Source organism: Xanthomonas sp. LF06-19, assembly GCF_034105425.1.
GTDB classification, from domain to species: domain Bacteria; phylum Pseudomonadota; class Gammaproteobacteria; order Xanthomonadales; family Xanthomonadaceae; genus Xanthomonas_A; species Xanthomonas_A sontii.
In genome coordinates, this window is record NZ_JAXGGH010000001.1 from 248,002 (window position 1) to 260,053 (window position 12,052).

General features: G+C 68.3%; 10 protein-coding genes and 1 tRNA gene. 2 read left to right on the forward strand and 9 right to left on the reverse strand.

What is annotated here, in order from left to right; translation table 11 throughout:
* Nucleotides 1-34 precede the first annotated feature (34 nt).
* From cyoD to SLW55_RS01040, 5 genes are all read right to left on the reverse strand, one after another.
* A complete protein-coding gene (gene cyoD, locus SLW55_RS01020; protein WP_010341155.1) occupies nucleotides 35-373 on the reverse strand; it encodes a cytochrome o ubiquinol oxidase subunit IV in 339 nt (112 codons plus the stop codon).
* Nucleotides 373-999, reverse strand: coding sequence for a cytochrome o ubiquinol oxidase subunit III (cyoC, locus tag SLW55_RS01025; RefSeq protein WP_010341156.1), 627 nt, complete (start codon nucleotides 997-999; stop codon nucleotides 373-375). Before cyoC ends, cyoD begins: the two co-directional genes overlap by 1 nt.
* Nucleotides 1,000-1,002: 3 nt before the next feature.
* Nucleotides 1,003-3,003 carry a cytochrome o ubiquinol oxidase subunit I gene (gene cyoB, locus SLW55_RS01030; protein WP_148829215.1) on the reverse strand — a complete coding sequence of 667 codons (2,001 nt, stop codon included), beginning with the start codon at nucleotides 3,001-3,003 and terminating at the stop codon, nucleotides 1,003-1,005.
* Nucleotides 3,003-3,944 carry a ubiquinol oxidase subunit II gene (cyoA, locus tag SLW55_RS01035; RefSeq protein WP_010341159.1) on the reverse strand — a complete coding sequence of 314 codons (942 nt, stop codon included), beginning with the start codon at nucleotides 3,942-3,944 and terminating at the stop codon, nucleotides 3,003-3,005. The genes cyoB and cyoA overlap by 1 nt, the downstream gene beginning before the upstream one ends.
* 317 nt (nucleotides 3,945-4,261) lie before the next feature.
* A tRNA-Thr gene (locus SLW55_RS01040) sits at nucleotides 4,262-4,337 on the reverse strand.
* A gap of 119 nt (nucleotides 4,338-4,456) precedes the next feature.
* Here SLW55_RS01040 and SLW55_RS01045 point away from each other — a divergent pair.
* Both SLW55_RS01045 and SLW55_RS01050 read left to right on the forward strand, forming a co-directional pair.
* On the forward strand, nucleotides 4,457-5,413 hold the full coding sequence (locus SLW55_RS01045; protein ID WP_267084583.1) for a hypothetical protein: 957 nt from the start codon (nucleotides 4,457-4,459) through the stop codon (nucleotides 5,411-5,413).
* On the forward strand, nucleotides 5,410-6,111 hold the full coding sequence (locus SLW55_RS01050; RefSeq protein WP_267084584.1) for a hypothetical protein: 702 nt from the start codon (nucleotides 5,410-5,412) through the stop codon (nucleotides 6,109-6,111). The genes SLW55_RS01045 and SLW55_RS01050 overlap by 4 nt, the downstream gene beginning before the upstream one ends.
* Nucleotides 6,112-6,295: 184 nt before the next feature.
* Here the strand turns inward: SLW55_RS01050 and ispH are convergent, their stop codons facing one another.
* From ispH to SLW55_RS01070, 4 genes are all read right to left on the reverse strand, one after another.
* Nucleotides 6,296-7,246: a 4-hydroxy-3-methylbut-2-enyl diphosphate reductase gene (gene ispH / locus SLW55_RS01055; RefSeq protein WP_017916364.1), complete on the reverse strand. Its 951-nt coding sequence runs from the start codon at nucleotides 7,244-7,246 to the stop codon at nucleotides 6,296-6,298.
* Nucleotides 7,247-7,303: 57 nt separating this feature from the next.
* The gene (lspA, locus tag SLW55_RS01060) at nucleotides 7,304-7,807 is read right to left on the reverse strand and encodes a signal peptidase II (RefSeq protein WP_267123315.1); all 504 of its coding nucleotides are present in this window, start codon (nucleotides 7,805-7,807) and stop codon (nucleotides 7,304-7,306) included.
* A gap of 109 nt (nucleotides 7,808-7,916) precedes the next feature.
* Nucleotides 7,917-10,748 carry an isoleucine--tRNA ligase gene (gene ileS / locus SLW55_RS01065; RefSeq protein ID WP_320744324.1) on the reverse strand — a complete coding sequence of 944 codons (2,832 nt, stop codon included), beginning with the start codon at nucleotides 10,746-10,748 and terminating at the stop codon, nucleotides 7,917-7,919.
* 6 nt (nucleotides 10,749-10,754) lie between these two features.
* Nucleotides 10,755-11,753: a bifunctional riboflavin kinase/FAD synthetase gene (locus tag SLW55_RS01070; protein ID WP_152180458.1), complete on the reverse strand. Its 999-nt coding sequence runs from the start codon at nucleotides 11,751-11,753 to the stop codon at nucleotides 10,755-10,757.
* Between the last annotated feature and the right edge of the window lie 299 nt (nucleotides 11,754-12,052).

Below are 12,052 nucleotides of genomic sequence, written 5' to 3' on the forward strand. Positions count from 1 at the left end.
GCGGCCCGTTGCGTTGCGCGGCAGGAGTGCCCGCTCAGTGCATCATGTTGACGTTGAGGTTGTGCATGACCCACAGCGAACCGACCACCACGATGCCGATGATCAGCAGCGAGAACAGGCCCACGTGCACGTTGGAGCGCTGTTCGGCCGACCGGTCCATGTGCAGGAAGTAGATCAGGTGCACCAGCATCTGCACCGCGGCCAGCACCGCGATGACGATGACGGTGACGCCGCGCGGGAACGCCCCGCTCATCACCATGCCGAACGGGATCACGGTCAGGATCACCGCCAGCACGAAGCCGACCAGGTAGGACTTCAGGCCGCCGCCATGGCCGTGCTCGGCGTGCGTGTCGGAGGAATGATGGTTGGCCATTACAGCGCTCCCAGCAGGTAGACGATGGTGAACACGCCGATCCAGATCACGTCCAGGAAGTGCCAGAACAGGCTCAGGCACGCCAGGCGGGTCATGTTGCGCGGGGTCAGGCCGTTCTTCGCGATCTGGATCACCAGCACGGTCATCCACAGCAGGCCCGAGGCCACGTGCAGACCATGGGTGCCGACCAGGGTGAAGAAGGCCGACAGGAACGCGCTGCGGCCGGGGCCGGCGCCTTCTTCGATCAGGTGGTGGAACTCGTAGAGCTCCATGCCCAGGAAGCCCAGGCCCAGCGCCGCGGTGACTGCCAGCCAGCCGTACAGGCCGCCCATGCTGCGCTTGTTCGCCGAGATCATCGCCAGGCCGAAGCCCAGGCTGCTGAACAGCAGCAGGAAGGTTTCCACCAGCACGAACTTCAGATCGAACAGTTCCTTGGCGGTCGGGCCGTCCACCGTCGCGCCGGCCAGCACCGCGTAGGTGGCGAACAGGCCGGCGAAGATGAGGCAGTCGCTCATCAGGTAGACCCAGAACCCGAAGACGGTGTTGCCGCCCGCGTCGTGGTGTTCGTGGTCGTGGTCGTGGCCGCCCGCGTGGGCGGCGTGGGGATCGAGCGTCGTGGAAGCCATGGTTCAGACCGCCTTTGCGGCGTTGGCCGCGTGTTGCTGTTCCAGCAGGGCGAAGCGCGCGTTCTCGATGCGCTCCACTTCCTCCGCCGGGACCCAGTAATCGATGTCGTCATCGAAGGTGCGCGCGATGAAGCTGCCGATCATGCCGACCAGGCCGATCACCGCCATCCACCAGATGTGCCAGGTCAGACCGAAGCCCATGACGATGCTGAAGGCGCCGATCCAGAAGCCCGCCGCCGTGTTGCGCGGCATGTGGATCGGTTCGTACTTGGCCGGACGCGGCCAGCCCTTGCCCTTGAGCTTGTCTTCCCAGAACTGGTCGCGGTCGTCGATGTGCGGCAGCACCGCGAAGTTGTAGAACGGCGGCGGCGAGGAGGTCGCCCACTCCAGGGTGCGGCCATCCCATGGGTCGCCGGTCAGGTCCATGTTCTCCTTGCGCTTCCAGATGCTGTAGCCGATCTGCACCAGGTTCAGGAAGATGCCGGTGCCGATGATCGCCGCACCCACCGCGGCCACCATCAGCCACGGCGCCCACTCGGGGTGGTTGTAGCTGTTCATGCGCCGGGTCATGCCCATGAAGCCGAGCACGTACAGCGGCATGAAGGCGATGAAGAAGCCGATGATCCAGCACCAGAACGAGGCCTTGCCCAGCTTCTCGTTGAGCTTGAAGCCGAACGCCTTCGGGAACCAGTAGGTCAGGCCCGCCAGGTAGCCGAACACCACGCCGCCGATGATCACGTTATGGAAGTGCGCGATCAGGAACAGGCTGTTGTGCAGCACGAAGTCCACCGCCGGGATCGCCAGCATCACGCCGGTCATGCCGCCGATGACGAAGGTGATGATGAAGCCGATGGTCCACAGCACCGGTGCGGTCATGTGCACGCGGCCGCGGAACATGGTGAACAGCCAGTTGAAGATCTTCACGCCGGTGGGGATCGAGATGATCATCGTCGTGATGCCGAAGAAGGCATTGACGTTGGCGCCCGAGCCCATGGTGAAGAAGTGGTGCAGCCACACGATGAACGACAGCACGCCGATGCACGAGGTCGCGTACACCATCGAGGTGTAGCCGAACAGGCGCTTGCGGCTGAAGGTGGCGATCAGCTCGGAGAAGATGCCGAACGCCGGCAGGATCAGGATGTAGACCTCCGGGTGGCCCCAGATCCAGATCAGGTTGACGTACATCATGGCGTTGCCGCCACCGTCGTTGGTGAAGAAGTGCGTGCCCAGGTAGCGGTCCGCACCCAGCAGCGCCAGCGCCACGGTCAGGATCGGGAACGCGGCGATGATCAGGATGTTGGTGATCAGCGCGGTCCAGGTGAAGATCGGCATGCGCATCAGGGTCATGCCCGGCGCGCGCATGCGCATGATCGTCACGAAGAAGTTGATGCCGGTGAGCAATGTGCCCAGGCCCGAGATCTGCAACGCCCAGATGTAGTAGTCAACACCGACGCCTGGACTGTATTCCAGCCCGGACAGCGGCGGGTAGGCCAGCCAGCCGGTCTGCGCGAACTCGCCCACGCCCAGGGAGATGTTGACCAGCGCCGCGCCGGCCACGAACAGCCAGAAGCTCAGCGAGTTCAGGAACGGGAACGCCACGTCGCGCGCGCCGATCTGCAGCGGCACGATCAGGTTCAGCAGGCCGGTCATGAACGGCATGGCCATGAAGAAGATCATGATCACGCCGTGCGCGGTGAAGATCTGATCGTAGTGGTGCGGCGGGAAGATGCCTTCGTTGCCGCCGTGCGCGATCGCCTGCTGGGTGCGCATCATCGCCGCGTCGGCGAAGCCGCGCAGCAGCATGATCAGCGCCACCACGATGTACATGACGCCGATGCGCTTGTGGTCGACCGAGGTGAACCACTCCTTCCAGAGGTAGCCCCACAGCTTGTACTTGGTGACCGCGGCCACCACCAGCAGGCCGAGCAGGCCGGCGCCGCCGAGGGCCGCCATGATGATCGGCTCGTGGTACGGAACCGCCTCGAGCGTGAGTTTGCCTAGCATCACTTGTCTCCAGAAGTGCACATGGCGACCGGCTCAGCAGCCGATGCCGGATGAGCGTCGTGGCCTTCCATCTTGTGGCCCTTGCCCATCATGTATTTGTCGATCAACGACTTGAACAGGCCGTCCTGCACCGAGGCGTAGTACGTCACCGGGTAGGCGGCCTTGTCGTTGCGGTTGGCCGCCAGCACCTGGAACTCGGCCTGGTCCAGGGTCTTCTGCGAGGCCTTGACCTTGGCCACCCATGCGTCGAAACCGGCGCGGTCGGTGGCATGCGCGGCGAAGCCCATCTTCGAGAAGCCGTGGCCGCTGTAGTTGGCCGACAGGCCGAACATCTCGCCCGGCTCGTTGGCGATCAGGTGCAGCTTGGTCTCCATGCCGGCCATCGCGTAGATCTGCGTGCCCAGGTGCGGGATGAAGAACGAGTTCATCACCGTGTCGGAGGTGATCTTGAAGTTCAGCGGCGTGTCGACCGGGAACGCGATCTCGTTGACCGTGGCGATGCCCTGCTCCGGGTAGATGAACATCCACTTCCAGTCCAGCGCCACCGCCTCGATGGTGATCGGCTTGACCTTGGAGTCCAGCGGCTTGTACGGATCCAGCGCATGCGAGGAGCGCCAGGTCAGCACCGCCAGGACCAGGATGATCATGCACGGGATCGACCACACCACCACCTCGATCGCAGTGGAGTGCGACCAGTTCGGCTCGTAGCGGGCCTTGGTGTTGGACGCGCGGTAGCGCCAGGCGAAGGCCAGGGTCATCACGATGACCGGGATCACCACCAGCAGCATCAGCACCACCGAGGTGATCAGCAGCGTCTTCTCGTCGTGGCCGATCTGACCCTTGGGGTTGAGGATGGCCGAGTTGCAGCCGGCCAACAGCAGTGCGGCCAGCAGCAACAGACCGGAGCGCAGCGAGCGCCGGAGTTGTTTCAACGGAATCATCGAACGATCCAATTGCGTAGGGGATGCGAACCGCGCGGGAGCGGGAGGCGGAGCGCCGTAGAGGGGGCTGTTCCGCGTCCGCCGCGGCATCCGGGCCGGCATGCGCGATCAACGACGCATTTTATGCTGCCGTACGGCAACTCCGGAAGTCATTGACAAGCCCGGGCGGGCGCCAGGCCGCGTTTTTATGTGCGACACATTGCCGCACCCGCCTGCGACACGGCGTCGCAGGCCGCTGCGCGCACGGACCTGCGTCGCAGAAAAACGGGAGCGCAGACACCAGGAAGGCAGCCTCGCGGCTGCCTTCTGGGTACGACTGGTGCCGGAAACAGGAGTCGAACCTGCGACCTACGCATTACGAATGCGCCGCTCTACCGACTGAGCTATTCCGGCGGAACTTGCAATTCTAGGCGTCGGCCCGGGCCGGGGTCAATCGCTGCCCGGGCCTTCGCGCGCGCGCCGCAATCGGTGGGTTACCCTCCCGCCCCCGTCGTCCCCCTCCCCCGCTCATCGTGAAGTTGTTCGCCTGGTTCTGGCTCGCGTTTCTGCTGTTCTTCGCCATCCCCTTCCCCTGCATCCTGTATTTCGCCAACGACTGGCCACGCGTGCTGGCCCAGCCCAGCACGCCCGCATGGGCGCTGACCCTGCTGGCGCTGTCGCTGGGCCTGTGGCTGCACCTGCTCTACGCCTACCTGGACACCTTGCTGCTGATGCCCGGGCGCGCCCTGCACCGCGTGCGCCACCTCCTCGCCCACGGCGTGCGCCGCGAGGCGGTGATCGAACGCGCCGCCCCCACCGGCGTCGAGGTCAAGGGCTGGCCGCAGCTGTCGCTGACCCTGGCCTTCGACAACCTGTCCGGCATCCCCATCCAAGACACCGTGGTGATCGTGGACCGCAAGCCGGCGCAACGCCGCTTCGAGAGCGGACGCACCGTGCCGCTGCGGCTGAGCACCACGCCGGGCGCCGCGCCGAACCTGGTGCTGGAGGACGCCGAGCCGGCGCTGGACCGCGCCAGCCTGTGGCGACGCGCGGCCGGCGCCGTGCTGCTGGTGGTCCTGGTCGGTGCGGCCTACGTCGTGGCCTGGCGCCTGCAGAACCGCGGCATGGGCTGGACCTTCCTGTCCTTCAACCATCCGCTGCTGATGAGTGCGCTGGTACTCAACGGCTACGTGCTGGCGCTGCGCGTGATCCTGCGCGTGATCCGCCGCAACGCCACCGACGAGACCCTGAAGTACCGCGGCCTGCGCGCACGTGCGCGGGTGCTGGACGTGCGCCAGACCGGCACCACCCTCAACGAGCAGCCGCAGGTGGAGTTCCGCGTGGCGTTCGAGGACGCGTCAGGCAACCCGCACGAGGCGACGATGCGGCGGTTCGTGTCGCTGCTCGACGTCGGACAACTGCCGCGCGACACGGTGTCGGTGCTGTACGACCCACAACACCCCACCCGCGCCGACCTGGAGCTGCCATGAAGACGCCGCCCACCCCACTGGTCTTTGCCGGCGTGGTGCTGCTGCTCGGCGGCCTGGCCTTCGCCGGCGGCGCCTGGGACACCATCCGCGCCACCCTGCAGGCGGCGGGCCCAGGGACTGGCCTGCAGGCCCCCTCCAGGCCGCAATCGCTGGCGGCGCCGACCCCGACTGCCCGTGCTGCCGACACCGCGCCGGAACCGACGCCGGCACCACGCGGCAACCTGCTGTTCGACCCGCAGCGGCTGCGCGCGGCCCGGCAGGCGCTGGCGGCCCTGCCCGCCCTGCAGGGCCACGACCTGCGCGTGTTCCATGCCGTGCATTTCTACGACAACCGGATCGGGCTCGAACTGCTGGACCCCGCACAGCCGGACCACGTGGACGAATACAGCTTCCACGACGAGGCCTGGCACAAGGATGCGCCAGTGAATCCGCGCATGTTCGGGCCGTTCCTCAAGCCAGCCACCGACACCGCCGCGCTGCAGGACATCGATTTCGAGGGCGCCTACCGGGTGGCCACGACCCTGCAGGAACAGGGCGAGGCGCTGCAGGCCGAGCCGGAGAAGGTGGATCACGTGTACGTGCTGGTGGGCCGGCGCGGCCGCCTGCGCTGGATGCCGGACGGCGTGCAAGGCGATCGCGTCAGCGTGGGCATCGAGTTCGATGCACAGGGACGGCCGCGCGGCATGCAGCACCAGTAAGCCGTGGCGCTTGCCACGCGACAGCACCCCATCACGTCATCTCGCAGGAGCGGCTCTTGTCCCCTTTTCGGGGATCAGCCGCGCCGGCTTCACCAAGAACACCCGTCGCGGCTGACAGCCGCTCCTACGCGCGCCGCGACAGATACGCCCATCCAGCGTACGAACACGCGACCGAACGCGACCGTCAGTCGACCAGCCGCAACCGCAATTCCTTCGGCAGGGCGAACACCATCGACTCCGGTTCGCCCGCCAGTTCCGACACGCCATCGGCGCCGAGTTCGCGCAGCCGCGCGATGACCCCGTCCACCAGCACCTGCGGCGCCGAGGCGCCGGCGGTCAGGCCGATGCGGCGCTTGCCGGCGATCCAGGCGGGATCGATCTCGTCGGCGCCGTCGATCAGGTAGGACTCCACCCCGTCGCGCCGCGCCAGCTCGCTGAGCCGGTTGGAATTGGAACTGTTCGGCGAACCGACCACCAGCACCAGGTCGCACTCCCTGGCCAGGTCGCGCACGGCGTCCTGGCGGTTCTGGGTGGCGTAGCAGATATCGTCGTTCTTGGGCCCCTGCATCGCCGGGTAGCGCGCGCGCAGCGCCTCGATGATGCCGCGGGTGTCGTCCACCGACAGCGTGGTCTGGGTGGTGTAGGCCAGGTTCTCCGGCTGCTGCACGTCCAGCGTGGCGACCTGCTCGATGTCCTCGACCAGGTAGATGCGGCCGGTGCCGCACTCGCGGTCCCACTGCCCCATCGTGCCTTCCACCTCGGGGTGGCCGGCGTGGCCGATCAGCACCACGTCGCGGCCGGCGCGGCAGTGCCGGGCCACCTCGAAATGCACCTTGGTGACCAGCGGGCAGGTCGCATCGAACACCTTCAGCCCGCGCCGCTCGGCTTCCTGGCGCACCGCCTGGGCCACGCCGTGGGCGCTGAAGATCACCGTGTTGCCGTCGGGCACCTCGTCCAGTTCCTCGACGAAGATCGCGCCGCGCTGCTTGAGGTCGTCGACCACGAAGCGGTTGTGCACCACCTCGTGGCGCACGTAGATCGGCGCGCCCAGGGTTTCGATGGCGCGCTTGACGATCTCGATGGCGCGATCGACGCCGGCGCAGAAGCCGCGGGGGTTGGCGAGCAGGACATCCATTAGCTAGATCCGCCGGCCGCAGGGGGCCAGGCGCTTCGACAGGGAGAGTGGCACCGATTATCCCGCTTTTCGCTTCGCCTTGCCGTCGAACACGCCGAACAGGGCGATGCCGATGGCGCCGGCGACGATCGCCGAGTCGGCGATGTTGAACGAGGGCCAGTAGTGCTCGCCCACGTACCACTGGATGAAATCGACCACGTGGCCGTGCATCAGCCGGTCGATCACGTTGCCGATCGCCCCGCCGATCACCAGCGCGTACGGCAGCGCGCTGCGCCACTCGCCGCGCGGGGTGCGCGCCAGCCACCAGGCCAGCAGGGCGCTGATGCCCACCGCCAGCGCGGTGAAGAACCAGAGCTGCCAGCCGCCGGCCTGGCTCAGGAAACTGAACGCGGCGCCGGTGTTGTAGGTCCGGTACCAGTTCCAGAAGCCGGGGATCACCGGCACCGCGGCGAACTCGGGCAGGCTGGACAGCACCCAGGCCTTGCTCCACTGGTCCAGGCCGATCACCGCGGCCGACAGCAGCAGCCAGATCAGGGCGGAGGGGTTGGGTCGTGCGGTCATGCGGGAAGTCCGCCTTGGGCGAAGAAGGAAAGGAAGGATGGCCGGCGCCGCAGCCACGGCGCCGCCGTCGGCCCCGGCGACGCGCAAGCCGCGTGGCCGGGGACGGCACTCAGAACCAGCGGCGCTCCTCGCCCGGTCCTTCGATGTTGCTGACGCAGCGGCCGCACAGTTCCGGGTGCGCCGGATCGGCGCCGACGTCGGCGCGGTAGTGCCAGCAACGCACGCACTTGGGCTTCTCGGTGGCCTGGGCGCTGACGAAGATCTCGTCGGTGCTGGCCTCGCGCACCACCACGTCGCCGCTGATGAACAGGAAGCGCAGCTCTTCCTGCAGCGGCTGCAACTTCGCCGCGGTGGCGGCGTCGGCGGCGACGGTGATCTCCGCCTCGAGCGCCGCGCCGATCACGCCGTTGCCGCGCATCGGCTCCAGCACCTTGGCCACCTGCTCGCGCAGCGCCAGCAACTGCTCGAAGTCGGCCGCGCTCAGCGCCGCGTCGTCCGGCAACGGCGCCAGGCCTTCGTACCAGGTGGCGAACAGCACGTTGCCCAGGTGCGCGCCCGGCAGGTAGCCCCACAGCTCGTCGGCGGTGAAGCTCAGGATCGGCGCGATCCAGCGCACGAAGGCCTCGGCGACATGGAACATCGCGGTCTGCGCCGAGCGCCGGCCGAGCGAGTCCTCGGCCATCGTGTACAGCCGGTCCTTGGTCACGTCCAGGTACAGCGACCCCAGGTCCACGCTGCAGAAGTTCAGCAGCGCCTGCACGATGGCGGCGAAGTCGTAGCGCGCGTAGGCGGCCTTGATCTGCTCCTGCACCTCGTAGGCGCGGTGCACGATCCAGCGGTCCAGCGCCACCAGCTCCGGCAGCGGCCGCAGGTGCACGGCCGGGTTGAAGCCGTGCAGGTTGCCGAGCAGGAAGCGCGCGGTGTTGCGCAGGCGCCGGTAGGCGTCGGCATTGCGCTTGAGGATCTCCTGCGACAGCGACATCTCGTTGCTGTAGTCGGCCGAGGCGATCCACAGGCGCAGGATGTCCGCGCCCAGGGTCTTCATGATGTCCTGCGGCTCGATGCCGTTGCCCAGCGACTTGGACATCTTGCGGCCGTGCTCGTCCACGGTGAAGCCGTGGGTCAGGCACTGCCGGTACGGCGCGGCGTGGTCCAGCGCCACGCCGGTCAGCAGCGAGGACTGGAACCAGCCGCGGTGCTGGTCGGAGCCTTCCAGGTACAGGTCAGCCGGCTTGGGCAGGCCGCGTTCGGTCAGCACCGCCTCGTGGGTGACGCCGGAATCGAACCAGACGTCGAGGATGTCGGTGATCTTCTCGTAGTCGCCGGCTTCGTCGCCGAGCAACTCGGCGGCGTCGAGCGCGTACCACACGTCCACCCCGCCCTCCTCGACGCGGTCGGCGACCTGGCGCATCAGTTCGGTGCTGCGCGGGTGCGGCTCGCCCGTCTCGCGGTGCACGAACAGCGCGATCGGCACGCCCCAGGTGCGCTGGCGCGAGATCGTCCAGTCCGGGCGCCCGGCGACCATGCCGGCGATGCGCGCCTGGCCCCAGGCCGGGTACCAGTGCACGCCCTCGATGGCCTGCAGCGCCTCGGCGCGCAGGTTGGCCTGCTCCATCGAGATGAACCACTGCGGCGTGGCGCGGAACGCGATCGGGGTCTTGTGGCGCCAGCAATGCGGGTAGCTGTGGACCATGCTGGCGCGCGCCAGCAGCAGCCCGCGCGCGGCCAGCAGGTCGGCGATGACGTCGTTGGCCTTCCAGATGTGCAGCCCGGCCAGTTCCGTGCCATCGACCGCCGGGGTCGACGGCAGGTACACGCCGCGCGCATCGACCGGGTTGATCTGCGCCGCGCTGTAGCGCTCCAGCAGCCCGTACGGCTTGACCGCCACGTAGTCCTCCTGGCCGTGGCCGGGGGCGGTGTGCACCGCGCCGGTACCGTCGGTGTCGGACACGTGGGTGCCGAGGATCACCGGCACGTCGCGTTCGTCGTAGAAGGGGTGCGCCAGCACCTGGTGCTCCAGCGCCGCGCCGGCGACGCGGCCGTGCACCACCACCTCATCGACGCCGTAGCGTTGCAGCGCGCGCTCGGCCAGCGCATCGGCCAGCACCAGCCAGCGGCGGCGGCCGTCGCGGGCCGGGCCTTCGACCAGCGCATAGATCAGCTCCGGCCCCAGCGACACCGCCAGCGAGGCCGGCAGCGTCCACGGCGTGGTGGTCCAGATCGGCACGGCCACTTCGGCACCGTCCGGCAGGGTCGCGCCGAACGCGGCGGCCAGCGCCGCGCCGTCGCGGGCCGTGTAGGCCACGTCCACCGTCGGCGACTGCTTGTCGGCGTACTCGATCTCGGCCTCGGCCAGCGCCGAACCGCAGTCGAAGCACCAGTGCACCGGCTTCACGCCGCGGGTCAGGTGGCCGTTCTCGACGATCCGCGCCAGCGCACGGATCTCGTTGGCCTCGAAATGGAAGTCCAGCGTACGGTACGGGTTGTCCCAGTCGCCGATCACGCCCAGGCGCTTGAAGTCACGGCGCTGGATGTCGATCTGCGCGTTGGCGTATTCGCGGCACTTCTGCCGGAACTCCACCGCATCCAGCTTGACCCCGACCTTGCCGAACTTCTTCTCGATCGCGATCTCGATCGGCAGGCCATGGCAGTCCCAGCCCGGGATGTACGGCGCGTCGTAGCCGGACAGGTACTTGGACTTGACGATGATGTCCTTGAGGATCTTGTTGACCGCATGGCCGAGGTGGATCGCGCCATTGGCGTACGGCGGGCCGTCGTGCAGCACGAACAGCGGCCGGCCTTGGGCGTTGTCGCGCAGCCGCGTGTACAGGCCCTCGCTCTCCCAGCGCGCCAGGATGTCCGGCTCGCGCTTGGGCAGGTCGCCGCGCATCGGGAACTCGGTCGCCGGCAGATGGAGGGTGGCTTTGTAGTCCTGGGTCACGGGCAGTTACCGGTCGGTGGTCTTCAGGGGGAGGTCCGCGCGCGGGGCGGCGGACACGGGCGGCAGGCCCGCGCCGGCAGGCGCAGCGAGCAGTTGCCGCGCCAGCGCGGCGTCGCGGTGCATCTGCGCGGTCAACGCCGGCAGATCGGCAAAGGTTTCCTCGTCGCGCAGCTTGGCGACGAACTCCACCTCGATGTGGCGACCGTACAGGTCGCCCTGGAAATCGAACAGGTGCGCTTCCAGCAGCGGCTCCACGCCCTGCACGGTCGGGCGGGTGCCGAAACTGGACACCGACGGCCACGGCTGCGCCGCCACCCCGTGCACCCAGGTGGCGTAGATGCCGGACAGCGCCGGGGTGCGGGCGAACCGCAGGTTGGCGGTGGGATAGCCGAGCGTGCGCCCGAGCTGCTTGCCGCGCACCACGCGGCCGCCGATCGCATACGGGCGGCCGAGCAGTTCGGCGGCATGGGCGAACTCGCCGGCCACCAGCAGCTCGCGGATGCGGGTGCTGGAAATGCGCTCCTCGCGCAGGTGCACCGGCGCGATCTCGTCGGCGGCGAAGCCATGCTGGGCGCCCAGCGCACGCAGCAGCGCGATGTCGCCGCCGCGCTTGTGGCCGAAGCGGAACGCCGGGCCGATCCAGACCTCGCGCGCGCGCAGGCGCTCGACCAGCACGCGCTGCACGAAATCCTCCGCGCTCATCGAGGCCATGCGCCGGTCGAAGCGCAGCAGGCCGACGCTGTCGATGCCGAGTTGGAGCAGGCCCTGCACCTTGGCCCGGGCCAGGGTCAACCGCGGCGGCGGCGCGGCCGGGGCGAAGAACTCGCGCGGCAGCGGCTCGAAGCTCAGCGCCACCGCCGGCACGCCCGCTTCGCGCGCGCGCGCGATCGCCTGCCGCACCAGCGCGCGGTGGCCCAGGTGCAGGCCATCGAAGGCGCCGATGCAGACCACGCTTCCCTGCGGGAACAGGGTCCCGCCCTCGACGTCTCTAAACAGCCTGCTCATTCCTCGGTCCGAAGCGCCGGCGCAGGAAGCGCCGGTCGATGATGCGTAACCGTCGAGTATAGCGGGTGGGGGCTTGGCTCGGGGCTCGGGGCTCGGGGCTCGGGACGGCAGCATCGGCGTGCGGAGCCAGACCGCCGCCAGGCGATCCGGCAAAAACAAAGTGATCACTTTCTGTGGGAGGGACTTCAGTCCCGACGGGCTTTCCCGGGAAGGCCCGTCGGGGCTGAAGCCCCTCCCACAGTGCAATCGCAAGCGCTTGGCACTCGCGGAAACTCCCGGGTCCCGGGTCCCGGGTCCCG

Coding starts and splice junctions, on each gene's coding strand:
- cyoD (WP_010341155.1), bottom strand. CDS start 373: ATGGCCAACCATCATTCCTCCGACACGCACGCCGAGCACGGCCATGGC.
- cyoC (WP_010341156.1), bottom strand. CDS start 999: ATGGCTTCCACGACGCTCGATCCCCACGCCGCCCACGCGGGCGGCCAC.
- cyoB (WP_148829215.1), bottom strand. CDS start 3,003: ATGCTAGGCAAACTCACGCTCGAGGCGGTTCCGTACCACGAGCCGATC.
- cyoA (WP_010341159.1), bottom strand. CDS start 3,944: ATGATTCCGTTGAAACAACTCCGGCGCTCGCTGCGCTCCGGTCTGTTG.
- SLW55_RS01050 (WP_267084584.1), top strand. CDS start 5,410: ATGAAGACGCCGCCCACCCCACTGGTCTTTGCCGGCGTGGTGCTGCTG.
- ispH (WP_017916364.1), bottom strand. CDS start 7,246: ATGGATGTCCTGCTCGCCAACCCCCGCGGCTTCTGCGCCGGCGTCGAT.
- lspA (WP_267123315.1), bottom strand. CDS start 7,807: ATGACCGCACGACCCAACCCCTCCGCCCTGATCTGGCTGCTGCTGTCG.
- SLW55_RS01070 (WP_152180458.1), bottom strand. CDS start 11,753: ATGAGCAGGCTGTTTAGAGACGTCGAGGGCGGGACCCTGTTCCCGCAG.